Source organism: Neorhizobium populisoli (assembly GCF_019430945.1).
In the GTDB taxonomy this organism is placed as follows: Bacteria; Pseudomonadota; Alphaproteobacteria; order Rhizobiales; family Rhizobiaceae; genus Neorhizobium; species Neorhizobium populisoli.
Genome location: NZ_JAHYCB010000001.1, coordinates 1 through 25,675 on the forward strand (window position 1 = coordinate 1; position 25,675 = coordinate 25,675).

General features: G+C 59.1%; 24 protein-coding genes. 11 read left to right on the forward strand and 13 right to left on the reverse strand.

The window, feature by feature from the left end:
- Positions 1-163 precede the first annotated feature (163 nt).
- The 4 genes from KX729_RS00005 to KX729_RS00020 all read right to left on the reverse strand — a co-directional run bounded on the left by KX729_RS00005 (position 164) and on the right by KX729_RS00020 (position 2,916).
- The gene (locus KX729_RS00005) at positions 164-484 is read right to left on the reverse strand and encodes a hypothetical protein (RefSeq protein ID WP_376775889.1); all 321 of its coding nucleotides are present in this window, start codon (positions 482-484) and stop codon (positions 164-166) included.
- Positions 485-510: 26 nt separating this feature from the next.
- Complete coding sequence (locus KX729_RS00010) at positions 511-990, reverse strand: GNAT family N-acetyltransferase (protein ID WP_219740420.1); 480 nt, start codon at positions 988-990, stop codon at positions 511-513.
- 62 nt (positions 991-1,052) lie between these two features.
- Positions 1,053-1,637, reverse strand: a complete 585-nt coding sequence (locus tag KX729_RS00015) for a J domain-containing protein (protein ID WP_219741168.1) — start codon at positions 1,635-1,637, stop codon at positions 1,053-1,055.
- Between the two features lie 124 nt (positions 1,638-1,761).
- Positions 1,762-2,916, reverse strand: coding sequence for an MFS transporter (locus tag KX729_RS00020; protein ID WP_219740421.1), 1,155 nt, complete (start codon positions 2,914-2,916; stop codon positions 1,762-1,764).
- Between the two features lie 279 nt (positions 2,917-3,195).
- Here KX729_RS00020 and KX729_RS00025 point away from each other — a divergent pair, with 279 nt between their 5' ends.
- Positions 3,196-3,621, forward strand: coding sequence for a DUF4864 domain-containing protein (locus KX729_RS00025; RefSeq protein ID WP_219740422.1), 426 nt, complete (start codon positions 3,196-3,198; stop codon positions 3,619-3,621).
- Positions 3,622-3,656: 35 nt separating this feature from the next.
- Here KX729_RS00025 and tgt read toward each other — a convergent pair whose 3' ends face one another.
- The 5 genes from tgt to coaD form a co-directional block, all read right to left on the reverse strand.
- Positions 3,657-4,787 (reverse strand): tRNA guanosine(34) transglycosylase Tgt, encoded by a 1,131-nt coding sequence (tgt, locus tag KX729_RS00030; RefSeq protein WP_219740423.1) that lies wholly within the window; start codon positions 4,785-4,787, stop codon positions 3,657-3,659.
- Positions 4,784-5,869: a tRNA preQ1(34) S-adenosylmethionine ribosyltransferase-isomerase QueA gene (gene queA / locus KX729_RS00035; protein WP_219740424.1), complete on the reverse strand. Its 1,086-nt coding sequence runs from the start codon at positions 5,867-5,869 to the stop codon at positions 4,784-4,786. Before queA ends, tgt begins: the two co-directional genes overlap by 4 nt.
- 68 nt (positions 5,870-5,937) lie before the next feature.
- The gene (locus KX729_RS00040) at positions 5,938-6,447 is read right to left on the reverse strand and encodes a peptidylprolyl isomerase (protein WP_219740425.1); all 510 of its coding nucleotides are present in this window, start codon (positions 6,445-6,447) and stop codon (positions 5,938-5,940) included.
- Positions 6,448-6,517: 70 nt separating this feature from the next.
- Positions 6,518-7,105 carry a peptidylprolyl isomerase gene (locus tag KX729_RS00045; protein ID WP_219740426.1) on the reverse strand — a complete coding sequence of 196 codons (588 nt, stop codon included), beginning with the start codon at positions 7,103-7,105 and terminating at the stop codon, positions 6,518-6,520.
- Positions 7,106-7,131: 26 nt separating this feature from the next.
- A complete protein-coding gene (gene coaD, locus KX729_RS00050; protein WP_219740427.1) occupies positions 7,132-7,626 on the reverse strand; it encodes a pantetheine-phosphate adenylyltransferase in 495 nt (164 codons plus the stop codon).
- A 441-nt stretch (positions 7,627-8,067) separates the two neighbouring features.
- Between coaD and KX729_RS00055 the strand changes: the two genes are divergently transcribed.
- Positions 8,068-8,250 carry a hypothetical protein gene (locus KX729_RS00055; protein ID WP_219741221.1) on the forward strand — a complete coding sequence of 61 codons (183 nt, stop codon included), beginning with the start codon at positions 8,068-8,070 and terminating at the stop codon, positions 8,248-8,250.
- Between the two features lie 250 nt (positions 8,251-8,500).
- On the opposite strand, the gene gyrA is transcribed toward KX729_RS00055, so the two are convergent.
- Positions 8,501-11,329, reverse strand: a complete 2,829-nt coding sequence (gyrA, locus tag KX729_RS00060; protein WP_219740428.1) for a DNA gyrase subunit A — start codon at positions 11,327-11,329, stop codon at positions 8,501-8,503.
- Positions 11,330-11,571: 242 nt separating this feature from the next.
- On the opposite strand from gyrA, the gene KX729_RS00065 reads away from it, so the two are divergent.
- Positions 11,572-12,201 carry a MarC family protein gene (locus KX729_RS00065; RefSeq protein WP_219740429.1) on the forward strand — a complete coding sequence of 210 codons (630 nt, stop codon included), beginning with the start codon at positions 11,572-11,574 and terminating at the stop codon, positions 12,199-12,201.
- Positions 12,202-12,352: 151 nt separating this feature from the next.
- Here KX729_RS00065 and KX729_RS00070 read toward each other — a convergent pair whose 3' ends face one another.
- A complete protein-coding gene (locus KX729_RS00070) occupies positions 12,353-12,931 on the reverse strand; it encodes a single-stranded DNA-binding protein (protein WP_219740430.1) in 579 nt (192 codons plus the stop codon).
- 247 nt (positions 12,932-13,178) lie between these two features.
- Between KX729_RS00070 and uvrA the strand changes: the two genes are divergently transcribed.
- The 3 genes from uvrA to KX729_RS00085 are packed head-to-tail and all read left to right on the forward strand — an operon-like array spanning position 13,179 to position 17,576.
- The gene (uvrA, locus tag KX729_RS00075) at positions 13,179-16,115 is read left to right on the forward strand and encodes an excinuclease ABC subunit UvrA (protein WP_219740431.1); all 2,937 of its coding nucleotides are present in this window, start codon (positions 13,179-13,181) and stop codon (positions 16,113-16,115) included.
- 3 nt (positions 16,116-16,118) lie between these two features.
- Positions 16,119-16,745 (forward strand): glutathione S-transferase family protein, encoded by a 627-nt coding sequence (locus KX729_RS00080; protein ID WP_219740432.1) that lies wholly within the window; start codon positions 16,119-16,121, stop codon positions 16,743-16,745.
- 24 nt (positions 16,746-16,769) lie between these two features.
- A complete protein-coding gene (locus KX729_RS00085; RefSeq protein ID WP_219740433.1) occupies positions 16,770-17,576 on the forward strand; it encodes a DUF72 domain-containing protein in 807 nt (268 codons plus the stop codon).
- 89 nt (positions 17,577-17,665) lie between these two features.
- On the opposite strand, the gene KX729_RS00090 is transcribed toward KX729_RS00085, so the two are convergent.
- Positions 17,666-19,156, reverse strand: coding sequence for an NAD(P)H-hydrate dehydratase (locus KX729_RS00090; RefSeq protein ID WP_219740434.1), 1,491 nt, complete (start codon positions 19,154-19,156; stop codon positions 17,666-17,668).
- A 343-nt stretch (positions 19,157-19,499) separates the two neighbouring features.
- Here KX729_RS00090 and KX729_RS00095 point away from each other — a divergent pair, with 343 nt between their 5' ends.
- The 4 genes from KX729_RS00095 to hspQ all read left to right on the forward strand — a co-directional run bounded on the left by KX729_RS00095 (position 19,500) and on the right by hspQ (position 22,756).
- Positions 19,500-19,838 (forward strand): P-II family nitrogen regulator, encoded by a 339-nt coding sequence (locus tag KX729_RS00095; RefSeq protein WP_007753933.1) that lies wholly within the window; start codon positions 19,500-19,502, stop codon positions 19,836-19,838.
- Between the two features lie 60 nt (positions 19,839-19,898).
- Positions 19,899-21,308, forward strand: coding sequence for a type I glutamate--ammonia ligase (glnA, locus tag KX729_RS00100; protein ID WP_025603110.1), 1,410 nt, complete (start codon positions 19,899-19,901; stop codon positions 21,306-21,308).
- A 99-nt stretch (positions 21,309-21,407) separates the two neighbouring features.
- Positions 21,408-22,331, forward strand: coding sequence for a DMT family transporter (locus tag KX729_RS00105; protein ID WP_219740435.1), 924 nt, complete (start codon positions 21,408-21,410; stop codon positions 22,329-22,331).
- 95 nt (positions 22,332-22,426) lie between these two features.
- Positions 22,427-22,756, forward strand: a complete 330-nt coding sequence (hspQ, locus tag KX729_RS00110; protein WP_219740436.1) for a heat shock protein HspQ — start codon at positions 22,427-22,429, stop codon at positions 22,754-22,756.
- A gap of 151 nt (positions 22,757-22,907) precedes the next feature.
- Here hspQ and KX729_RS00115 read toward each other — a convergent pair whose 3' ends face one another.
- On the reverse strand, positions 22,908-23,561 hold the full coding sequence (locus tag KX729_RS00115; protein WP_025603427.1) for an invasion associated locus B family protein: 654 nt from the start codon (positions 23,559-23,561) through the stop codon (positions 22,908-22,910).
- A gap of 288 nt (positions 23,562-23,849) precedes the next feature.
- On the opposite strand from KX729_RS00115, the gene KX729_RS00120 reads away from it, so the two are divergent.
- Positions 23,850-25,670: an extracellular solute-binding protein gene (locus tag KX729_RS00120; protein WP_219741169.1), complete on the forward strand. Its 1,821-nt coding sequence runs from the start codon at positions 23,850-23,852 to the stop codon at positions 25,668-25,670.
- The last annotated feature ends 5 nt before the right edge of the window (positions 25,671-25,675 follow it).

Sequence of the window (25,675 nt, forward strand, 5' to 3'; positions counted from 1 at the left end):
ACACGCCCCGATCTGATCTTGCAACCGGTATCAGCCGGTCAGATCGGGGCTCGTCGATGGGCATTGTGACGACCCGTCGGACATTTCTACTTTGCAAACCGGCGGACATTTCAACCTTGCCGCCACATGATATGGGTATCTCCAGACCGAGATACAGTCTCGCCTATTTGCTTTCGACAGCAGTTCCGGAGCTTATACCATTCGGATGTTCGAGCCGATATCCAGTGACGAACGCCATCACCTTCTCGCTCGACATCTCGCACGGCTTCAGTGAATCGCCTTCTGAGAGCCGGTAGAAGTTGAAGCTGACGATGTCCGTGCCGGACAGGTCTTCGGCAAACAGGCTGATGCGTTTCAGATCGGCCGAGCGCTTCACCGTCGTGCCCCATCGGCGTCCGGCATATTCGCCTTCGGTGTAGCCGGTCGGAATGGCGGACAGCGCCCGTTCGAATTCGGGCATCGAAACCGTTTCGCTCTCTGCCACGAACTCGTCCTCCCGATCGTGTTGGCTCAGCCCTCGGCAAAAGCCTTCAGCTTGTCGCCGCTCAGCCGGTAGCGGATCCATTCCGTCATCGGCTCGGCGCTGATCGCCTCGTAGACGCGAATGGCCGGTTCGTTCCAGTCCAGTACGCTCCATTCGAAACGGCCGCAGCCGTTTTCGACAGCGATGGCCGCGAGTCGCTTCAGCAAGGCTTTGCCGGCGCCTACGCCGCGGGCCGTCGGGGTCACATAGAGGTCTTCAAGGTAAAGTCCGTTACGCGCCTGCCAGGTCGAATAGCTGAAGAACCAAATTGCCATGCCGATCGGCTTTCCGTCCTGTTCACAGACTAGCGCACGGGTCACGGATTTATCGCCGAAGATCGATTCCTCGATTGTTTCGACCGTCGCCGCGACCTCGTGTTCGGCCCTCTCGTAGATTGCCAGTTCGCGGATGAAACCCAGCAATGTCGCGGCGTCCGAACGGACGGCCTCACGTATGGTCAGCGCCATGGAAAACCCTTTTGAATGAATTGGATGAAGACTTGTCTTGAAGTACCAAAAGCCAGATGGCGCTATTCCGCGGCCGACTTGATCTCCAGGACGTCGACCTCGTAGGAATAGCCATCCAGCATGCCATAGGCCTGCTCGATATTGCCGATCTCGACCTCGGCCTTGGTAATGGCGTCGTTGATCGTCTCGCAGCGGGAACGCAGCATGCGGCCAAGCACGTCGGCGCCCGGCTTCTTACCGATCCGGTCGATATGGTTGCGGATGCGAGCGCGATGCCGTTCCATTTCGAGGATATGGAAGCGGGCGTTGACGATCTTGTCGGTGAGCTTGCGGCGCATGGCCGAGACCGGATCAAAACTTCCCGGCTCTCGCTCGTCGAGAATGATCTCGTTGACCAGCGTCTCGAGGATCACCAGTCCCTGAAGGTCCTTGGTGTCTGCGAGTTCCGGATCGTAGCCGGTATCGTCATACACCTTGCGACGCAGCGGGTCGCAGAGCAGTTCATAGGATGTCGTCAGCTTGGCAAACGCGTCCACGTCCCCGCCGGCATCCGGATGGGCCGTTTTCGCACGTTTGCGATAGGCCGACTTGATAGCCGTACCATCTGCCTCGCGGGCAACACCAAGCATCTCATAAGGGTCGATCACAGTGTCACCTGTTTTCGGCAAATCATCTCATTCTGGTAACGGCTAAGTCCCGCAGGCTCAATCCATTATCCACTGTTGTGGCCAATTCGGGGCAGGCGACCTCCCTGCCCGCTTTGCCCACAGCTTAGCCGCGGCGGCGAAAAAGCCTTATCTTCCGGCCATCCGCGACCGGCGCCATCAGAAAACTCATCACTACGAAAGGCAGAAGCACGACAAAGGTGGCAACAAGGCTCACATGCTCGGCAATTAAGCCAAGCAGCGGCGGCACGCCGATGGTGGACAGCATCAGCGTCAACCCCAGAGCCGCGAGGTTTTCGGACGGCTGGCCCCGGCCGAGCGTGATCGTGGTGGAAACCGCGAGCGGAAAGGCTAACGCCACGCCGCAGCCTATCAAGAAAAGCGCAACACCTGCCAATGTCAGGCATGGAGTTGCTACCATCAGTGTGATCCCCGCAGCGACTGAGATCGCCGAGGCGCGCACCAGCGCAATCGGGCCGAAATGTTCGCGCAACATGTCGCCGGAAAGGCGCGTCAGCCCCATTCCGATGGTGAAGGTTGCGTAGAGTATGCCGGCAATCGCCGGATCCGCCTTTAGGTGCTCGCGCAGGAAGAACGTGCCCCAATCATAGATCGCGCCTTCGACGATGCAGAGGCCGAAGACCATGACGCAGATCAGGATGATCGTCCGGTCCGGCAGGACATAGGCCGAGCGTTTGCGATCCGGCTGCACATCGGCCGGCGGATCCTGCGGGGTGACCCAGAAGACGAACGCGCAAGCCGCAATGGCAAAACAGGCCGCCATGACCTGCTGGGAAAAGGGCGTGAACCCCTTCTCCGCCAGAAAACCCGAGCAGAGCGAGCCGACGAGCAGGCCGATCGACCAGAAACCGTGGCTGCGGGCGATCACCTTGGTACCGGTGCGGCGCTCGATATTGGCGGAGATCATGTTGGCAGCGACGTCGAAGATCGTCCGGAAAAAGCCGAACAGGAAGAAACAGATCGCAAAACCCCAGACCGGCAGGATCGTCAAAGCCGGCGTCAGCGCGGCGCAGACCGGCAGCATCAGCAAAGCCGTCAGCCGTGGCGTCAGACGATCGTTGATACGCCCCGCCAGCGGCAGCGCCAGGAAAGTGCCGACCGGTGCGCTCAGGATCGCAAGACCGAGCATCGCCTTGTCGATGCCCATCGACGCCTGGATTGCAGGAAGTCGCGTGAACAGCGAAATGAACAGGATGGCATTGCTGAAATAGAGCAAGGCGGGTGGCAAAAGGCTTTTCATAGGATCATTCCGGGCGAATCAAAGCTCCCGCCGCATTCCTGCCAGTGCCCGGCCCTTCCGACAAGCGGGGATAGCGGGACCCTGCCCTGCATGACAAAAGCCAAGAGATTCACGGAAATGTGCAAAACATCCCCTATCCCGTATCTTCCGTCATCTTGCTGTAATCATTCAGATTCGTTTGCCGCCGCGACGGGCAGTGCCGAAAATATTTGCAGCGGATATCTTCTCCTTTGACGGAAAGGCGCTAGCCTTCCTTCTGTCCCTCCCGGAGAACCACCGATGCCCGTTCGATTTCTTTATGTCGTTCTGAGTTTCGTTCTTCTGTCCTTCACCGCAGCGCGAGCCGAAGATCCGGTGGTCGAGGCCCAGTCGGTGATCTCAGGCCAGATCACCGCTCTTATCCACAACGATGCGGAAAAGGCCTATTCCTTCGCGTCTCCCGGCATTCGCAGCCTTTATCCCAACAAGGATCAATTCCTTGCAATGGTGCGCAGCAATTACGAGGCTGTCTATCACGCCGGCAACTATGCGTTCGGCCGCTCGAAACTGATCGGCGGCGGCGAAGTGGTGCTGCAGGAGGTGATGATCAGTGCCAAGGAAGGCAAGGACTGGACCGCCATCTACGAAATGCGGCTGATGGACGACGGCAGCTACAAGGTGAACGGCGTGCGGATGATCCGCAACACCGCGAGCCAAGGCATCTGACGGGCGGGCGATACCGCCCTGCCCTTATCCCCCCATCAAACCGGTTCGATGTCGCCCTTCGCCCATTCTTCCTGCGTCTTGGCGTAAAAATCCGCGAACCGGCCTTCGGCGATAGACTGGCGGATACCCTTCATCAAATCCTGATAGTAATTCAGGTTATTCCAGGAAAGCAGCATGCCTCCGAGCGCCTCGTCGGCGCGTAAGAGATGGTGCAGATAGGCGCGCGAATAATCGCGTGTTGCCGGGCAATTCGATTCCTCATCCAGCGGCCGTGTATCTTCCGCGTGGCGGGCATTGCGAATGTTGACCTTGCCGCGACGCGTGAACGCGAGGCCGTGACGTCCTGAGCGGGTCGGCATGACGCAGTCGAACATGTCGATGCCGCGGGCGACCGATTTCAGCATGTCATCCGGCGTGCCGACGCCCATCAGGTAACGCGGCTTTTCGGTCGGCAGGACCGGCAGCGTCGTTTCCAGCATTTTCAGCATGACATCCTGCGGCTCGCCGACGGCAAGGCCGCCAACGGCATAGCCCTTCAGATCGAGCTGCTTCAAACCTTCTGCCGAGCGGATGCGCAGGTCCGGCTGGTCGCCGCCCTGGACGATGCCGAACATCGCCTTGCCCGGCTGATCGCCGAAAGCGACGCGGCAGCGTTCGGCCCAGCGGAGCGACAGTTCCATGGCGCGCTCGATTTCCTTCGGTTCGGCCGGCAGCGCCACACATTCGTCGAGCTGCATCTGGATGTCCGAGCCGAGCAGACCCTGGATTTCGATCGAGCGTTCCGGCGACATGTGGTGCAGAGAGCCGTCCACATGACTCTTGAAGGTCACGCCCTTTTCGTCGAGCTTGCGCAGGCCGGAGAGCGACATGACCTGGAAACCGCCGCTATCGGTGAGGATCGGGTGTTTCCAGCGGATCAGCTCATGCAGGCCGCCAAGCCTTGCGACGCGCTCGGCACCCGGGCGTAGCATCAGGTGATAGGTATTGCCGAGGATGATGTCGGCGCCGGTATCGCGCACCTGGTCGAGATACATAGCCTTGACGGTGCCGACCGTGCCGACCGGCATGAAGGCCGGTGTGCGGATCGTGCCGCGCGGCATGGTGATTTCGCCAAGGCGGGCGCCGCCATCGGTGGCCTTGAGATTGAACTGGAAGGTCTCGGTCATCTGTCGTTCCGGAAAAGCAGGCTGGAGTCGCCGTAGGAATAAAAGCGATAGCCTGTCGATATGGCGTGGGTATAGGCCGAGCGCATCGTCTCAAGCCCAGAGAAAGCCGAGACGAGCATGAACAGCGTCGATTTCGGCAGGTGGAAATTGGTCATCAGCATGTCGACCGCCTTGAAGCGGTAGCCCGGCGTGATGAATATGCCGGTGGCGCCGCTCCAGGGCGCGATCGTGCCGTCGTCTTTCGCAGCGCTTTCGATCAGCCGGAGCGATGTGGTGCCCACACAGACGATGCGGCCGCCGGCGCGCCTGACGGCATTCAACCGGGCTGCGGTCTCGGCGCTGACGTGGCCGATCTCCTGGTGCATCTTGTGCTCCGTCGTGTCATCCGCCTTGACCGGCAGAAACGTCCCTGCTCCGACATGCAGGGTCACGAAATGGCGCTCGACACCGGCAGCATCGAGTTTGGCGAAAAGCTCGGGCGTGAAATGCAGGCCGGCGGTGGGGGCTGCGACGGCGCCCTCCTCGCGGGCATAGATGGTCTGGTAGTCCTTCTGGTCCTGCGCGTCTTCCGGCCGCTTGGCGGCGATGTAGGGCGGCAAAGGGATATGGCCGACAGCCATGATCGCCTCGTCCAGCGCCGGGCCGGACAGATCGAAGCGCAGCGTCACCTCGCCGCCCTCGCCCTTCTCCTCGACCCTCGCCATCAGCGAGCCGAGCAGGCAGGCGTTACCGCCGTGACCGAACTCGATGCGGTCGCCGATCTTGATACGCTTGCCGGGTTTGGCGAACGCCTTCCAGATATCGGGCGCCATGCGCATGTGGAGCGTCGCGGAAACTTGCTGGCCGCCCGCTCCTTCCCGATGGCGGATGCCTTCGAGCTGCGCGGGAATGACCTTGGTGTCGTTGAATACCAGTGCGTCGCCGGGCTTGAGGAAATCCGATAGCTCGAAGACGCGGTGATCCGAAAGGACGGATTCGCCATTGGGCTGGACGACGAGTAGCCGGGCGCTGTCACGCGGGTTTGCGGGCCGCAGCGCAATGTTTTCGTCCGGCAGATCGAAATCGAATAGATCGACGCGCATAGAAAATTCCAGAAAAGCGAAACCCGCCCCGCCTTGGAGGCGGAGCGGGCCATTCATTCGAGAGCGGATCAGACGTCCGCGGCGACGCGAACGGAAGTGATCGAGTCCGGATCTTTGACCGGCTCGCCCTTCTTGATCTGGTCGATGATTTCCATGCCTTCAGTGACCTGACCCCAGACCGTGTATTGCTTGTTCAGCCACGGAGCGTCGGTGAAGCAGATGAAGAACTGCGAGTTGGCCGAGTTCGGGCTCTGCGAGCGGGCCATGGAGCAGGTGCCGCGGACGTGCGGAACAGCCGAAAATTCGGCCTGCAGGTCCGGCTTTTCAGAGCCGCCCATGCCGGCACGGGCCGGGTTGAAGTCCGCACCGCCCTGCTTGCCGAACTTCACGTCGCCGGTCTGCGCCATGAAGTCAGGAATGACGCGGTGGAAAACGACGCCATCATAGGCCTTCTCGCGAGCGAGTTCCTTGATACGTGCGACATGGCCCGGAGCGAGGTCCGGCAGGAGCGAGATCACGACCTTGCCCTTGGTGGTTTCCATGATGAGGGTGTTTTCCGGATCCTTGATCTCGGCCATCTTTCTTCTCCTTATGTAGAGCCGCCCGGTCCCATTTGTCCGCGGGACGGGCGGCCTTGGTTTATTCCGATTACTTCTTGCCGACCGTGACCTTGATCATCTTGTCGGGGCTGCTGACTTCGCCATTGCCGCCCTGGCCGCGCTTGATCTTGTCGACGAATTCCATGCCCGACACGACCTTGCCGACAACGGTGTACTGGTTGTCCAGGCTCGGATATTTGGTGAACATGATGAAGAATTGCGAATTGGCGGAGTTCGGGTCCTGGGAACGGGCCATGCCGATGATGCCGCGTTCGAACGGTACCTTGGAAAACTCGGCCGGCAGGTTCGGCATATCCGAGCCACCGGTGCCGGCACGGGCCGGATTGAAGCCCGGCGCGCCTTCCTTGCCGAATTTCACGTCGCCGGTCTGCGCCATGAAATTGTTGATGACGCGGTGGAAAACGACGTTGTCATAGGCGCCCTTGGCGGCCAGCGCCTTGATCTGCGCCACGTGCTTCGGCGCGACTTCCGGCATCAGCTGGATCACGACCGGGCCATCCTTCAGCTGGATGGTCAGGAAATCGTCGGGACCGGCGGCCTGAGCCGGCAGGACCATGGAAGCGAGCGCCATTGCGCCGGCAAAAGCACCCATGAGGGCAAGACGAAGCAGTTTCATTCGGAAAACTCCGGTTTCGAAAACGTTCAGCGTTTCAGCTTGGCATTGAGAGCCTTGAGGACGGTTGCCGGCACGAAAGCGCTGACATCGCCGCCCATCGCCGCGATCTGCCGGACCAATGTGCCGGTAATGGGGCGGGTCGCAACCCCTGCCGGCAGAAACACGGTCTGAATATCCGGCGCCATCTGGCGGTTCATACCGGCCATCTGCATTTCGTAATCGAGATCGGTACCGTCCCGCAGGCCGCGGATCAGCAACGACGCGCCATTGGCGCGGGCCGCGTCGACCACCAGCCGATCGAAGGAAACGACCGAGAGATTGGCGGCCTTGGCGGGCAGGACTTCCGTCAGAGACGACCTGATCAGCTCCGCTCTCTCCTCGAAGGAAAACATCGGGGCCTTGCCCGGATGAATGCCGATCGCGACGATCAGCTTTTCAGCGACGTTCAGCGCCTGCACGAGCACGTCCAGATGGCCGTTGGTCATCGGGTCGAAGGAGCCGGGATAAAAAGCTGTCGTCATTCGAGGTCCTGGCCGAGATCTCAAACCTGGTATTGCGACTGGCAATACAGGCGTTTCCAGCGCCTTTTGTCACGGAAGTGTCGCCGCCGCAAGCATCTCGAAAAATCTGAACGAAAGATGAATGCGCCGTTCAAGAGCGTTTCAGCGGCACCATGGTCTTATAGGCATCGTGGCGGCGGGAAGTACCCGCCCGTAAGATGGGAGAAAGACTGCAAATGCTGGCCTTGATGGTGTTGGGAGCCGTTGTTCTCGCGTTCATCTTGGAGGCATTCGTGGTTGCCTTCGGCCCCGAGGAATTTTGAAAAAAGGCTCGAATTCTGAACGCCAGATGAACGAGCCATTCAAGGTCGCTTCAGAGGGACAGGGTTAAGAAGCTCTCAAAATGCGGTGGAACCTGGGTGCGACGTTCGCATTCGGGCAAACAAAAAAAGGAATACCGAGATGATGATCGCGAAGCGGAAGATGGCAATGCCGGACAAGATTACCATGATCAACCTGGTCTGGACCGCCATGATCGCCGTCATGCTGACGGCAACCGTGACCCTTTATCAGGGCAGGTCCGATTTTGCGGATCTCAAGTATCCGCAGGTTACCGGTCACTACGCCGATCTCTCCTTTTATTGAGACGCGTCGACAGCCGGAAAGGATGACGATGTTCATGTCATCCGGAAAGTCCACAATGTCCGAGCTCCGCCTTTAGCAGGCAGAGATCGAGGGTATTTGTGACTTCCTTTCCCGGCAAAGTGCGGTCTGTACGATTTTCGTGGTCGTGAGCCGGGCAAACACAGAATTCCCGCTGCAGCCAATCAAACGAAAGCCGGAGGATTTTCATCCTCCGGCTTTTAATTTGTCTGTCGTTTAGGAGTGATGCGGCTTATTCAGCCGCACCCTCATCATTTGCGCCCTCGTCTGGGGCCGCACCGAGATCGCCGGTCTCTGCCGTGATCTCTTCGACGCTGTTTTCATCCTCGCCTTCCGGCTCGTTGATGCGCTCGACGGAGACGACCTTTTCATCCTTGGCGGTCGAGAAGATCGTGACACCCTTCGTCGCGCGGCTGGCGATGCGGATACCGTCGACCGGAACGCGGATCAGCACGCCGCCATCGGTAACGAGCATGATCTGGTCTTTGTCCTCGATCGGGAAGGCAGCGACGAGCTGGCCGATTTCGGTCGTCTTCGAGGTGTCGGTAGCGCGGATACCCTTGCCGCCGCGACCCGAAGTGCGGAAATCGTAGGACGATGAACGCTTGCCGAAGCCTTTTTCCGAGACCGTCAACACGAACTGCTCGCGGCTCTTGAGGTATTCGTAGCGCTCGTCGGAAAGCTGTCCCTCTTCGGTGACTTCTTCGCCGACCAGCGCGATGTCCTCTTCGTCGACGCCCGCTGCCCGACGTTCGGCGGCCGAGCGCTTCAGATAGGCCGCACGCTCCCAGGGTTCCGCATTCACATGACCGACAATGGTCATGGAAATAATGCGGTCGCCGTCGCCGAGCGTAATGCCGCGCACGCCGATCGAATTGCGACCCGCGAAGACGCGGACTTCATCGACCGGGAAGCGGATCGCCTGACCGAGCGCAGTCGTCAGCAGAACGTCGTCGCCCGGTTCGTCCAAATCGAGGTTCGGCGGCTGACAGGTCTCGACGGAGAGGATTTCGTCGCCCTCCTCTTCGAGTTTCATGGCGATCTTGCCGTTGCGGTTGACCTGCACGAAATCCGACAGCTTGTTGCGACGGACGGTGCCGCGCGTCGTCGAGAACATCACGTCGAGGTTATCCCAGGTCGATTCGTCCTCGGGCAACGGCATGATCGTGGTGATGCGCTCGCCGGCTTCCAGCGGCAGCATGTTGATCAGAGCCTTGCCGCGTGACTGCGGCGTGCCGATCGGCAGGCGCCAGACCTTCTCCTTGTAGACGATGCCGCGCGAGGAGAAGAACAGCACCGGCGTATGGGTATTCGCCACGAACAGGCGCGTGACGAAATCCGCGTCGCGCGTCGCCATGCCGGAACGACCCTTGCCGCCGCGGCGCTGGGCGCGATAGGTGACCAGCGGTACGCGCTTGATATAGCCTAGATGCGAAACGGTGACGACCATGTCTTCACGGGCGATGAGATCCTCATCGTCCATGTCGGGGCCGCCCTCCATGATCTCAGTGCGGCGCGGCGTGCCGAACTCGTCGCGGACGGCTGCAAGCTCGTCCTTGACGATGGTCATGATACGGACGCGCGACGACAGGATGTCGAGATAATCGCTGATCTCGGCGCCGATCTTGTTCAACTCGTCGGCGATTTCATCACGGCCGAGTGCGGTCAAGCGAGCGAGACGCAGTTCGAGAATGGCACGCGCCTGCTCTTCCGAGAGGTTATAGGTGCCGTCGTCGTTCAGCTTGTGGCGCGGGTCGTCGATCAGGCGGATCAGCGCCTCGACATCCTGAGCCGGCCAACGGCGGGTCATCAGCTCTTCACGTGCCGAGGCCGGATCGGGCGCACGGCGGATGACGAGGATGATCTCGTCGATGTTTGCGACAGCGATCGCCAGACCCACCAAGACGTGGGCGCGCTCACGCGCCTTGCGCAGCAGATACTTTGTACGCCGGCTCACGACCTCCTCGCGGAAAGTCACGAAGGCCTTCAGCATGTCCGGAAGATTCATCAGCTCCGGCTTGCCGCCATTCAGCGCCACCATATTGCAGCCGAACGAGGTCTGCAGCGGTGTGTAGCGATAAAGCTGATTGAGGATCACATCCGCATTGGCGTCGCGCTTCAGCTCGACGACGACGCGGTAGCCCTGACGGTCGGATTCGTCGCGCAGGTCGGAAATGCCCTCGATACGCTTTTCGCGCACGAGTTCGCCGATCTTTTCGACCATCGATGCCTTGTTCACCTGGAAGGGAACTTCGGTGATGATGATCTGCTCGCGATCGCCGCGCATCGGCTCGATCGTGGCGCGACCACGCATGATGACGGAGCCGCGGCCGGTTTCGTAAGCCGACTTGATGCCGGCGCGGCCGAGGATCAATGCGGCGGTCGGAAAATCCGGACCGGGAATGATCTGCATCAGTTCCGGCAGTTCGATCGCCGGATTGTCGATCAGTGCGATACACGCATTGACGACCTCGATGAGATTGTGCGGCGGAATATTGGTCGCCATGCCGACGGCGATACCGCCACCGCCATTGACCAGAAGGTTCGGAAACTTCGCCGGCAGAACCTTGGGTTCGCTGTCGGAGCCGTCATAGTTTTCCTGGAAATCGACGGTTTCCTTGTCGATATCCTCAAGAATCTCGTGGGCGACCTTGGTCAGGCGTGCTTCGGTATAACGCATTGCAGCCGGCGGATCGCCGTCGATCGAGCCGAAATTGCCCTGCCCGTCGATCAGCGGTACGCGCATCGACCAGTTCTGCGCCATGCGCACCAGGGCGTCATAGATCGAGGCGTCGCCATGCGGATGGTATTTACCCATGACGTCCGACACGGGGCGTGCGGACTTCACGTATTTGCGGTTCCAGTGATAGCCGCTCTCATGGCTGGCATAGAGGATGCGCCGATGAACGGGTTTCATCCCATCTCGAACATCAGGAAGCGCGCGGCTGACGATGACGCTCATGGCGTAATCGAGATAGGACCGCTGCATCTCTTCCATGATGGAAATGGGTTCGATGCCTGGAGGCAGCTTTCCGCCGCCGGGTGTGCTTTGCTCAGTCAAATCGGATCACGATCTCTGTTCGGAATCAGTTTCGTTTTTATATCGGAAAGCGGCGTGAAACGCCAATTTCCACAGGGATTTCCCCTTGGGTTTTGAACAGCTTTTGCGGCTTGGAAATGGCCGTTCCGAGGTGTTTGGAACAGACCGCTGCGCAGAGCGGATGCGGGCTTTCTTTCTCCGCGCGCCTGTCCTAACAATCTTGGCAGGTTACTGCAAGGATTGCAGCCTGACAGGGAGACGATATGGCAACCCCGGATATGCTGGTCAATGCCTTGACCACGATGCTCGTGACACTCGACCCGCCGGGGCTGGCGCCGGTTTTCCTGGGTCTGACCGTCGGCATGACGGCGATACAGCGCAAGCAGGTCGCCTTGCGCGGCTCGATCATCGCCTTCGGCATTCTGGCCACTTTCGCGCTGTTCGGCTCCGGCGTGCTCGGCCTACTCGGCATTTCGATCGGCGCCTTCCGCATCGCCGGTGGCCTGCTGCTGTTCTGGATCTCGTTCGAAATGGTGTTCGAGCGACGCCAGGAGCGCAAGGAGAAGACCTCTCAAGCCGCAATCACCATCGACCATATCCAGAATATCGCCGTCTTCCCGCTTGCCCTGCCATTGATTGCCGGGCCGGGCGCCATCTCGGCGACCGTGCTGCTGTCCGGCACCTTTCCAGGCCCATTGGATCGTGCTTTGCTGATCGGCATCATCGCGCTGATCATGGCACTGGTCTATCTGACCCTGCTCGTCGCCGAACGGCTCGACCGCTTTCTCGGCGTTACCGGACGGGCGATCCTCACCCGACTGCTCGGGGTCATCCTTGCGGCACTTTCCGTACAGTTCGTCGTGGACGGCGTGCGGTCGGCATTCAATCTTTAAAGATCCAGGAAAACAGCAAGCTTGTCGGCATCCTGTCCCAATCCGACGTCATGGTCGCGAACAAGGCTGCTGCCTGAACGAGAAACGGGGAAAACGCATGCGTTTTCCCCGTTGGTCCGTGAAAGACAATTCCGTTGGTCAGAATAGGCGCTCAGAACGGGATATCGTCATCGAGATCGCGCGAAAAGTTGCCGCCGGATGACGGGTTGCTGCTGCCACCGCCCCGATTGGCATTGCCGGAAGCCGAGCCCGAAGGACGACGGTCGTAATTGCTGCCACCACCGTAATCGCCGCCGAAATCGTCGCCACCGCCGCCGAAATCATTGCCCCGGCCGGCACCGCCGCCGCCATAGCTTCCACGATCACCGCCGCCTTCACCACGGCCGTCCAGCATGGTCAGCGTCGAATTGAAGCCCTGCAGCACGATTTCCGTCGAATAACGATCGTTACCGTTCTGGTCCTGCCACTTGCGGGTCTGCAGCGCGCCTTCGATATAAAGCTTGGCGCCCTTCTTCACATACTGTTCGACGACCTTGGTGAGGCCTTCGTTGAACACGACGACGCTATGCCATTCGGTCTTTTCGCGGCGCTCGCCGGAATTGCGGTCGCGCCACTGTTCCGACGTGGCGATGCGGAGGTTGGCAATCGCCTTGCCGTCCTGGGTGCGGCGGATTTCCGGATCTGCTCCGACATTGCCGATCAGGATGACCTTGTTGACGCTACCAGCCATATTCTCACCTCGTCCGCCGCTTCCATCGCGGGCCTTGAATTCAATCGCTGTACTTTAACCCATCGAGCATAGCCGTTGGGCATTCGTGTTTTTTAATCCACAACGAATTTGTTCTTTATTTGTTCTATTTAATTCCTATAGTGCTTTCAACCGACTCGGAACGCTGCGGCGTCGCGACAGTTTCGTCTCGACAGGCGCGGATCAATCACTACATAAGGACCTTCAATCCTCCCCCGAAGGCATGACGATGAGTGAACTGAAGAGCATTTCAATACGTGGTGCGCGCGAGCACAATTTGAAGGGCATCGACCTCGATCTGCCGCGCAATTCTTTGATCGTGATGACCGGCCTTTCCGGCTCCGGCAAGTCTTCGCTCGCTTTCGACACGATTTATGCGGAAGGCCAGCGGCGGTATGTCGAAAGCCTCTCTGCCTATGCACGCCAGTTCCTGGAAATGATGCAGAAGCCGGATGTCGACCAGATCGACGGCCTTTCGCCGGCAATCTCGATCGAACAGAAGACGACGTCGCGCAACCCGCGCTCGACCGTTGGCACGGTTACCGAAATCTACGACTATATGCGCCTGCTTTTCGCGCGCGTCGGTGTCCCCTATTCGCCGGCCACAGGTTTGCCGATCGAAAGCCAGACCGTCAGCCAGATGGTCGACCGTGTCCTCGCCTTCGAGGAAGGCACCCGTCTTTATATTCTGGCGCCGATGATTCGTGGCCGCAAAGGCGAGTACAAAAAGGAACTCGCCGACCTGATGAAAAAGGGCTTTCAGCGCGTCAAGGTTGATGGGCAGTTCTACGAGATCGCCGATGTGCCGGCGCTCGACAAGAAATACAAGCACGACATCGATGTGGTCGTGGACCGGCTCGTCGTGCGCTCGGATATTTCCGCGCGTCTGGCGGACAGCCTTGAAACGTCGCTGAAGCTTGCGGACGGCTTGGCCGTGGCGGAATTTGCCGACAAGCCGCTGCCGGCGGAAGAAACGTCAGCGGGTGGTTCGGCCAACAAGTCGCTCAACGAAACGCATGAACGTGTGCTGTTTTCGGAAAAGTTCGCCTGCCCGGTCTCCGGCTTCACCATTCCGGAAATCGAGCCGCGGCTGTTCTCCTTCAACAATCCCTTCGGCGCCTGCCCGACCTGCGACGGTCTCGGCTCGCAGCAGAAGGTGGACGAGAACCTGATCGTTCCTGAACCGGCCCGCACCCTGCGTGACGGCGCCATTTCCCCGTGGGCGAAATCGACCTCTCCCTATTACAACCAGACGCTCGAAGCGCTGGGCAAAGTCTTCGGTTTCAAGCTATCGAGCCGTTGGAACGAGCTGTCCAGCGATGCGCAGAAGGCGATCCTGCAGGGAACCGAAGAGAAGATCGAGTTCAACTACGCGGACGGCGCCCGCTCCTACAAGACGGTCAAGAATTTCGAAGGCATCGTGCCGAACCTGGAGCGTCGCTGGAAGGAAACCGACAGTGCCTGGGCGCGCGAGGATATCGAGCGCTACATGTCGGCAGCCCCCTGCCCGGCCTGCAACGGTTTTCGCCTGAAGCCGGAAGCACTGGCGGTCAAGATCCACAAGCTGCATATCGGCGAAGTGACGCAGATGTCGATCCGCACGGCGCGCGACTGGTTCGAAGTGCTGCCGGAAAGCCTGAACGCCAAGCAGAATGAGATTGCCGTTCGCATCCTCAAGGAAATCCGCGAACGCCTGCGCTTCCTGAACGATGTCGGTCTCGATTATCTCAGCCTGTCGCGCAATTCCGGCACGCTGTCGGGCGGCGAAAGCCAGCGTATCCGGCTTGCCTCGCAGATCGGCTCAGGCCTGACGGGCGTGCTTTATGTGCTGGACGAACCGTCGATCGGCTTGCACCAGCGCGACAACGCTCGCCTGCTCGAAACGCTGAAACACCTGCGCGACATCGGCAACACTGTCATCGTCGTCGAGCATGACGAGGATGCGATCCTGACGGCCGACTATGTCGTCGACATCGGTCCGGCCGCCGGTATCCATGGTGGTACGGTTGTCGCCGAAGGTACGCCGCAACAGGTCATGGCCAACCCGAAGTCACTGACCGGTAAATACCTTTCCGGTGAATTGGGCGTTGCCGTTCCGGCCGAGCGTCGCAAGCCCAAGAAGGGCAAGGAAATCAAGGTTTTTGGCGCACGCGGCAATAATCTCAAGAATGTCACGGCGGCGGTGCCGCTCGGCGTCTTCACGGCGGTGACCGGCGTATCAGGTGGTGGCAAATCCACCTTCCTGATCGAGACGCTTTACAAGGCGGCGGCACGCCGCGTCATGGGTGCGCGTGAAATTCCGGCCGAACACGACAAGATCGACGGTTTTGAGTTCATCGACAAGGTGATCGATATCGACCAGTCGCCAATCGGCCGCACGCCGCGCTCCAACCCTGCGACCTATACCGGCGCATTTACGCCGATCCGCGACTGGTTTGCCGGTCTGCCGGAAGCCAAGGCGCGCGGTTATGCGCCGGGCCGCTTCTCGTTCAACGTCAAGGGCGGCCGTTGCGAGGCCTGTCAGGGCGACGGCGTTATCAAGATCGAGATGCACTTCCTGCCGGATGTCTATGTCACCTGCGACGTCTGCCACGGCAAGCGCTACAATCGCGAAACGCTCGACGTGCATTTCAAGGGCAAGTCGATCGCCGACGTGCTCGATATGACGGTCGAGGAAGGCGTCGAGTTCTTCTCGGCGGTTCCCGCGGTGCGCGACAAGCTGCAATCGCTGTTCGATGTCGGCCTTGGCTATATCAAGGTCGGCCAGCAGGCCAATACGCTTTCGGGTGGCGAGGCACAGCGCGTCAAGCTAGCCAAGGAACTGTCGAAACGCTCTACGGGACGTACGCTCTACATCCTCGACGAGCCGACGACCGGTCTGCATTTCCATGACGTCGCAAAACTCTTGGAAATGCTGCACGAACTGGTGAATCAGGGGAATTCCGTCGTGGTGATCGAGCACAATCTCGAAGTCATCAAGACGGCCGACTGGATCATCGACATCGGTCCTGAAGGCGGCACGGGCGGTGGGGAAATTGTTGCGGCCGGCACGCCGGAACAGATCGTCAAAGAAAAGCGGTCCTATACCGGCCAGTTCCTTAAGGAACTGCTGGAGCGGCGGCCCGCCAAGATAATAGACGCGAAAAAGGTGGAAGCGGCGGAGTAAGCAATGATCCTGATCGGCCAATATGACTCATCGTTCGTTCGCCGCATCGGGATCGCGCTCACGCTTTACGGGCTGCCGTTCGAGCATCGTCCGTGGTCAATCTTCGGCGATGTCGACAAGATACAGCCCATCAATCCGCTGATCCGGGTGCCGACCATGGTGCTCGACGATGGTGATGTGATTGTCGATAGCCCGTCGATGATCGATCACATCGACAGCCTAGTCCCGCCCGATCTCCGGCTCCTGCCGCAAGCGGAGCCAGAACGTCATCGCGCGATCGCCATCATGGCGCTTGCCACGGGGTTCGCCGACAAGGGCGCCGCGCTGTTTTACGAAAAGCAGCTTCACGACCATCCGTCCGAATTCTGGATGGATCGTTGCAGGCGGCAGATGCTGGGCGTGCTCGACTCGCTCGAGATGAAGCGTAGCAGCATTGCCAGCATATACTGGTTCGGCGAGCAGTTCGGCCATGCGGATATCGCAGTCGCCTGCGCCATCCGGCATATCTCGGAAGCTCATCCCGGGCTTATCCACCTTGAAAGCTATCCGGCCCTTGCCGCCCATTGCGCGTCGATGGAAGCGCTGCCGGTCTTCCAGCAGATTTCACAACCTTTTATCGCGCCGGCTTGAGTTCGGACACCCAAGGAGACGATCATGACGAAAGCCGGCATAATCCGGACTGGCATCGGCGGCTGGACCTTCGAACCATGGGAAGGCACGTTTTACCCGGAAAAGCTCACAAAGAAGAGGCAGCTCGAGTATGCGGCAAGCAAGCTTTCGGTGATCGAGGTCAACGGCACCTATTACGGCTCGCAGAAGCCTGAGACATTCGCGAAATGGGCGTCCGAAGTGCCGGATGGATTCATCTTTTCGCTGAAGGCCAGCCGCTTCACCACCAATCGCAAGGTTCTGGCGGAAGCAGGCGAATCGATCGAGAAGTTTCTCACCCAGGGACTGACGGAACTCGGGGATCATCTCGGACCCCTCCTCTGGCAATTCGCGCCGACCAAGAAGTTCGAAGCGGACGATTTCGAAGCTTTCCTCAAGCTTCTCCCCAACAAACTGGACGGCCTGAAGCTGACGCACGTGGTGGAAGTCCGTCACGACAGTTTCAAGGTGCCGGAATTCATCGCGCTTTTGGCGAAATACAATATCGCGCCGGTCTGTGCGGATCATTTCGACTATCCGATGATTGCGGATGTGACGGCCGATTTCGTTTATGCGCGCCTGCAAAAGGGTTCGGACGATATCAAGACCTGTTATGCCGAGCCGGATATGAAGGCCTGGAGCAAGCGGCTTCAGACCTGGGCAGAGGGGAACGTTCCCGACGATCTGCCGCTGGTCGATGAAAAGCACAAGCCCGGGAAGCAGCCACGCGACGTCTTTGCCTTCTTCATCCACGAGGGCAAGGTCAATGCGCCTTATGGCGCCATGGCGATGCGGGAATTGCTTGAATCCTAGAGCAAAGCCAGCGAAGCGGCTTTGCTTCCGGAATTGCATAAAGACAAAGACCTAAGGCTGTTTCGCGATTTTCAGGAAAGCGAACAGCTCTAAGGCTGACTGCCGCCAAGACCCGTGCCGGCATGCGCGGCGAGATCTTCCGCCGTCATGCCGCGCCCGGCGCGATGCCCGGCCTCTCCATGCAGATAGACGCCGGCGGCGGCGGCCTCGAATGCTGGCACGCCTTGCGCCAAAAGCGCGCCGACCATGCCGGCCAACACGTCGCCCGAGCCGGCGGTCGCAAGCCAGGGCGAGCCATTCGTATTGATATAGGCGCGGCCATCCGGCGACGCGATTACCGTGTCGGCTCCCTTGTAGACGATGGCCGCATGCGCACGTTCCGCTGCCTTTACAGCCTTTTCGACCTTGCTCAGTTGTTTGTCTGCCGCGATATCGGGAAACAGCCGGGCGAATTCGCCCTCATGCGGCGTAAGCACGAGATGCGGCTCGTTGCCGGCGAAAGCATCGAAAAGCTCGACCGGCTTTTCCATGAAAGATGTAATGCCGTCCGCATCGAGCACCAGCGGGCGATCCTGAAGTGCCAGTGCAAAATCCCTTGCCTTTTCCCCGACGCCGAAACCCGGCCCGAGCACGAAAGCCGAAAGTTTGGCCGCCTGAAGCCAGGATTGCAAATCTTCCAGTCTGTCGACCCTATGCAGCATGATCGCCGTCAGCGAAGACGCGTTCACCTGAATTGCATCGCCAGGGGAAGCCACGGTCACCAGCCCTGCCCCGGCTTTAAGGCCGGCCGTGGCGGATAGGCGGGCTGCTCCCGTTTTCGAACCGCTGCCCGAAAATACGGCCAGATGGCCACGTCGGTATTTATGCGTGTCACTGCCCGGTTCGGGCAACAGGTCGCGCCATAGGAGCGGGTCGTTCCGCCTTGTCTTTCCGGCGACCAAGCGAATGATTCTGCGCGGGATGCCGATATCGAAGACTTCCGTGTCTCCACAGAGTGACCGTCCCGGAAGCAGAAGGTGCCCCGATTTCAGTGCCATGAAGGTGATTGTGTGTTGGGCCCGAAAAGCCGCGCCGAGCGGCACGCCTCGCCTACCACAGACGCCGCTTGGCAGATCGACTGCCAGAACCGGCACGTTATCGTCCGTCACCTTGCCAATGACGTCGGAAACGATTTGCGGTACCTCGCGCGACAGGCCAGCGCCGAACAACGCATCGATCACGACGTCGCCTGATTCCGGGAGATAGAGTTCGAGAGAACGGGAGACGGCAGAACAGGCAATCCGCGCCTGACGCGCGTCGCCCTGCAATCTATCCGGATCACCCAGGTGAAAAACCGCGACCGACGCACCTGATTCCGCCAGCGCCTGCGCGGCGATATAACCGTCACCACCATTGTTTCCGGGGCCGCAAAGAACCACGAAGCGCAATGCGCCTGGAAAACATCGCAAAGCGGCGGCCGCAACGGCCTGCCCTGCCCGGTCCATCAGCCCGAAAGACGACAGGCCTGAATGCGCGGCCTGCGCATCGGCTGTTGCCATTTCGTCGGGAGTCAGAAGAATGAGGTCGAGAGAAATTTCCATTCCCCGTATTGAATGGAAAGGTGGTCAGAAAACAAGCGCTTTCAGCTCGGTGATTTTGATCATTTATTACGCATTTGGCTAATTATTAATCTTCCGGTTTCATATGTGCAAATCCACTGAAACTTCAAAAAATTGTCAAAAATCCCGATTTTTCTTTCCGCATTGCACAAAAATAAAGAAAATCGCCTGCGATCTTGTCAGGAAGCGCGCCGTTTCGTAGGGATTAGGTGCAAAACCGTATTATTTTTTTGAAAGTCGCCTTCGAGTTTGGCACGATATCTGCATTGGCATGGCCGAGCGGGTAAAGGCCTGCTTCAAGGGAGAAGCGGAGAGAAAGTTTCTCATGAAAAAGATCGAAGCGATCATCAAGCCTTTCAAGCTCGACGAAGTGAAGGAAGCCCTTCAGGAAGTCGGCCTGCAGGGGATCACCGTCACCGAGGCCAAAGGTTTCGGCCGCCAGAAGGGCCATACCGAGCTCTATCGCGGTGCCGAATACGTCGTCGACTTTCTGCCCAAGGTAAAGGTCGAGGTCGTCCTGGCGGACGAGAACGCGGATGCCGTTATCGAGGCCATCCGCAATGCGGCTCAGACTGGACGGATCGGAGACGGCAAGATATTCGTCTCCAACGTGGAGGAAGTCATCCGCATCCGCACCGGCGAGACCGGCGTAGACGCGATCTAATCCGCCCGCAGGCCAATCAGGTCCGGGTTTCAATCGTCATTTAACATCGAGGAAGGTCATATGACGAGCGCAAGCGAAATCATGAAACAGATCAAGGAAAACGACGTCAAGTTCGTGGACCTGCGCTTTACCGACCCGCGCGGTAAGCTGCACCACGTCACAATGGACGTTGTTTGTGTCGACGAAGACATGTTTGCCGATGGCGTCATGTTCGACGGCTCCTCGATCGGTGGCTGGAAGGCCATCAACGAGTCCGACATGGTGCTGATGCCCGATCCGGCAACCGTCCATATGGACCCGTTCTTCGCCCAGTCGACCATGGTGATCGTCTGCGATATTCTCGATCCAGTCTCGGGCGAACCGTATAACCGCGATCCGCGCGGCACTGCGAAGAAGGCCGAAGCCTATCTCAAGGCCTCGGGTATCGGCGATACTGTTTTCGTTGGCCCCGAGCCGGAATTCTTCGTGTTCGACGACGTGAAGTACAAGGCCGATCCGTATAATACCGGTTTCAAGCTCGACTCGTCGGAACTGCCGTCCAACGACGACACCGACTACGAGACAGGTAACCTCGGCCATCGTCCGCGCGTCAAGGGCGGCTATTTCCCGGTTCCGCCGATCGACAGCCTGCAGGACATGCGTTCCGAAATGCTGACAGTCCTGTCCGAAATGGGCGTTGTCGTCGAAAAGCATCACCACGAAGTGGCTTCCGCCCAGCACGAGCTCGGCGTCAAGTTCGACACGCTGGTGCGCAACGCCGACAAGATCCAGATCTACAAATACGTCGTGCATCAGGTCGCCAATGCCTATGGCAAGACCGCGACCTTCATGCCGAAGCCGATCTTCGGCGATAACGGCTCCGGCATGCATGTTCACCAGTCGATCTGGAAGGACGGCAAGCCGACCTTCGCCGGCGACGAATATGCCGGCCTGTCGGAAAGCTGCCTGTTCTATATCGGCGGCATCATCAAGCATGCCAAGGCGATCAACGCCTTCTCCAACCCGACGACCAACTCCTACAAGCGTCTGGTCCCGGGTTACGAAGCGCCGGTTCTGCTTGCCTATTCGGCTCGTAACCGCTCGGCTTCGTGCCGTATCCCGTTCGGCACGGGTCCGAAGTCCAAGCGCGTCGAAGTTCGTTTCCCCGACCCGTTGGCTAACCCCTACCTTGCATTCGCCGCCATGCTGATGGCCGGCCTCGACGGCATCAAGAACAAGATCCATCCCGGCAAGGCCATGGACAAGGACCTGTACGACCTGCCGCCGAAGGAACTGAAGAAGATCCCGACCGTCTGCGGCTCGCTGCGCGAAGCGCTCGAAAACCTTGACCGCGACCGCAAGTTCCTGACCGCCGGCGGCGTCTTCGACGACGATCAGATCGACGCTTATATCGAGCTGAAGATGACGGAAGTCATGCGCTTCGAAATGACGCCGCATCCGGTCGAGTTCGACATGTATTATTCGGCCTAAGACTGGGCGGGCGCAGCTGGTCTGCGCCCAGCATTTTCCGGACGGCGGGCCGAAAGCCCGCCGTTTTCCTTTTCAGACTTTTCATCCCCCCGGTATCCGATGCCCTCCCCGAACCATTTGCAGCCGCGCTCCTCCGACTGGCTGATCTTCCTGTTGGTGCCGGTCTTCTTTTCAAGCAATCTGATCTTCGGCCGCGGCGTCATCGGCGAAGTCGGGCCTTTCATTACCGCCTTCATTCGCTGGGCAGGCTCGACGCTGATCATGGTGCCGGTGCTCTATCGGGACTGGCCGGCAGCCTGGGCTTTCGTGAGGACCCAGACCTGGCTGTGGCTCTGGCTGGGTTTTCTCAGTATCGGCATCTGCGGCGGCTTTGTGTATTGGGCATTGACGCTCACCACAGCTTCGAATGCCACGCTGATCTATACGACGTCGTCGCTGTTCATCATTCTGCTGGAATGGTGGTTCGCGGGGCGCCGGGTCGGCGGACGCGAGCTGCTGGGCATGGTGGTCGCGTTTGCAGGCGTTGCGGCGATCGTTCTTCGCGGAGACTTTTCGGCGCTGACGCATATGAGCTTCAATCTCGGCGATCTCGGAATGCTGGTCGCGGCGATCGCTTTTGCGGTCTATTCGATCCTGCTGCGCCGCCCGGCTTCACAAGCGATCAGGCCGATGTCGCTCTTCGGGCTTATCGCATTCTCAGGTTCGCTTCTGCTTCTGCCGCCTGCAGCCTGGGAGCTTTTCCACGGCGGTTTGCTGCCGAAAACGTTGTCCGCCTGGTCGAAGATCTCGGGAATCATCCTGTTTGCCTCGCTTGCGGCCTTCTTCTGCTTTCAGCATACGGTCCGGATATTCGGCCCGGCGACGGCAGGTGTTACGCTTTACATGATGCCGCCGGTTTCCATCGTCATGGCGGTCGTCTTCCTCGGAGAGACGTTCGAATATTATCATGCACTCGGCATCGTATTGGTGCTCGGCGGCGTGATTCTGGCCACGATGAAGAAGCGGGCGGTTAGAAATGCTTAAGTCTAAAGGCTGGAACGTTGTGTGTGCAGCTGCATTATTCTCTTGATGTCGGAGAAATTTATTCCCACATTAAGATGCGGAAAGGACATCGCACCATGAAACAACGGAACGCCAAATTCACTATCGGAGAAGTGGTTCGCCACAAGGTTTTTCCGTTTCGCGGCGTCGTGTTCGATGTAGATCCGGAATATGCCAATACGGAGGAATGGTGGAATGCCATTCCAGCGGAAATCCGACCGAGCAAGGATCAGCCATACTATCACCTTCTCGCAGAGAATGATGATACCGAATATGTCGCCTATGTTTCGGAACAGAACCTGATTCATGACGAAAGCGAGACGCCGCTTCGCAATCCACAGGTCTATCAGATTTTCGATCGCGACCAGACGGGCCATTTGAAGCCGAAGGTTATCCTGGCTCACTGATCTCAATCACTGCCGTAAACATCAGCGCGCCGGTAACTTGCCGGCGCTTTTTTGTTGTTCAAAGCGCAGCGTAGGCGACGTTCTGACGTTGCATCAGCCGGAATCAAAAAGCCCGGCTCATGGCCGGGCTTCGAAGTCTCTGAAAACTGGCTTACTGGCCCTGCTTTGCAGCGTTCTGGGCGTCTTCCAGCTTCTTGCGGGTTTCTTCCGCCTTCTTCTGCAGCCCTTCTTCCAGGCTGCGCTGGCTCTGGGCGATCTTTTCCTGCGGCATGGCCGGGCCATCATACACGCCGGTAAAGCCGGAGAGCGCCATCTTGATCGGGTTCGGGGCACGACGGAAGTTCACCGAGGTGAAGACCACTTCAGTGCCCTTCTTCAGGCTGGCGATCATGGCATCGGTCAGCGGAACTTCGGCGGTGCACTTGTCCGGAAGGCAAACGATGTAGTCGAGCTTCTGACCCTTGCCGCCGTCAATCTGCATGACGATGCCCGGGGGCACGAGACGTGCGGTCGGAACCGAAACCTGCAGGATCTTGCGGTTGACCTTGCCTTCGACCGAGATGAGGCCAACGGCAGTGATCAGCTGGCCGTTCTGGGCGGCAATGATATTCTGAACAACGCAGAGGTCTGCATCTTCCTGCTTGGTGCAGGTCTTGAACCAGCCCATCGGCGGCGCACCCGGAGCTGCACCGGCACCCGGTGCTGCGTCCTGCGCCATAGCTGCAACCGGCATTGCAGTCGCTGCAGCCGAAAGAGCAAGAGCGGACAATGCGGTCCGCAGAACTTGGGTTGCCTTAAGCATCATAACGAGATCCGTCTCCTGAAATCCGTTGGGGTACGGCTCACGCCGCTCAAACCCTTGGGGTGTCCTACTGCCCTGTCACCTGTCGGTCAAATGAGGCAATTGAATGACCCGCCCGTGCGGCAAACCTGTTACATCGGGGCGGCTTCGATATCCAGCCCTTCTTTTGCTTTTTTTGACAGGACGTTAACGCGGGCGATCACTCTTTTGCGCGCGAAGTGCCGTTGGTGCCATCAGAGCCATGCGCTATTTTGATTTCGAATCAGCGAGGAATTCAACATCATGGGTCCCATGCGACGCTTCGTTGCGGTGATAGCCGTCCTTTTCGCCGCCCCGGCCCTCCTGGCGGAGCCCGTTTCGGCCGAGCCGGTGCACGGTATTTCCATGCATGGAATGCCGGCGCTGCCGCCGGATTACAAGAATTTTCCCTATGTGAATCCCAACGTCAAAAAGGGCGGCAAGATCGTCTATGGCGTCGTCGGCACGTTCGATAATCTCAACCCGTTCATCCTCAAAAGCATGCGCACCACGGCGCGCGGCATGTGGGATCCGGTCTTCGGAAACATGATGTACGAGACGCTGATGACGCGTTCGAGCGACGAGCCGTTCACGCTTTACGGTTTGCTCGCCGAAAGCGTCGAATGGGACGACAACCGAAGCTTCGTCCAGTTCAATCTCAACCCGAAGGCTATGTGGTCGGACGGCAAGCCGGTGACACCGGAAGACGTCATCTTCAGCTTCGAGCTGATGCGCGACAAGGGCCGTATTCCGTTTTCGACCCGTCTCAAGCCCGTCGAGAAGATGGAAAAAGTCGGCGAGCGCGGTGTCCGGTTTACGCTGAACAAGATCGCCGACCGCGAATTTCCCTTGATCCTCGCGACGGCGGCCCCGATCCTGCCGAAACACGACATCAATCCGGATACATTTGACAGGACGACCTTGAAGCCGCCGGTCGGTTCCGGCCCATACAAGGTCAAATCGATTTCGCCCGGCGAGCGGATCATCTATGAGCGCCGGTCGGATTATTGGGGGCAGAACCTGCCTTCGAAGATCGGCTTCGATAATTACGACCAGATCGCGGTCGAGTATTTCCTCGAGGACAATACCCTGTTCGAGGCTTTCAAGAAGGGTGTGGTCGATATCTATCCGGATGGCAGTCCGACGCACTGGGACCGCGCTTACGACTTCCCGGCCGTTCAGAACGGGCAGATAACCAAGGATGCCTTCAAGGCGCAATTGCCGACCGGCATGCTGGGCTTCGTATTCAACCTGCGTCGCCCGATCTTTTCCGATGTGAATGTCCGTGCCGGCCTGTCGCTGGCATTCGATTTCGAATGGGCGAACAAGAACCTTTTCGAAGGCGCCTACACCCGCACCGAGAGCCTGTGGCAGAATTCCCCGCTGACGTCGCTCGGCAAGCCGGCCGACGAACGCGAACTCAGGATTCTCGGACCGATCAAGGACAAGATCGAGCCTGCGGTGCTGGACGGTAGCTATAGCCTTCCCAAGACTGACGGCTCCGGCGCCGACCGCAAGGTATTGCGCGAAGCGGTCGATCTGCTGAAGAAGGCGGGCTACACGATCAAGAGCGGCAAGATGTCGAATGCATCAGGCCGGCCGCTCGCGTTTGAATTGATGAGCCAGACGCCCGACCAGGAAAAGCTTGCGATCGCCTATCAGCGGACACTCAAGCTGATAGGCGTCGACATGTCGATCCGCACAGTGGATGACGCCCAATATCAGGCGCGTTCGGGCAATTTCGACTACGACATGATCATCAAGGCCTACCCCGCATCGCTGTCACCCGGCATCGAGCAGGTCAACCGATGGGGCTCGTCATCGCGTAAAGCGGAAGGCAGTTTCAATTTCGCCGGCACGGCCGATCCCGGCATCGACAAACTGATCGAGACGATGACGACCGTGCGCAGTCTGGAGGATTTCGAGGCGACTGTCCGTGCTTACGACCGCCTGCTGATTTCCGGTCACTATATGGTGCCGCTCTATCATATTCCGGAACAACGGGTGGCGCGGCGCAGCTATATCGGTTATCCCGAAAAGCTGCCGCTCTATGGCTACCAGCTCAACACCTGGTGGGACAAGCGCGCGCAATAATCCCT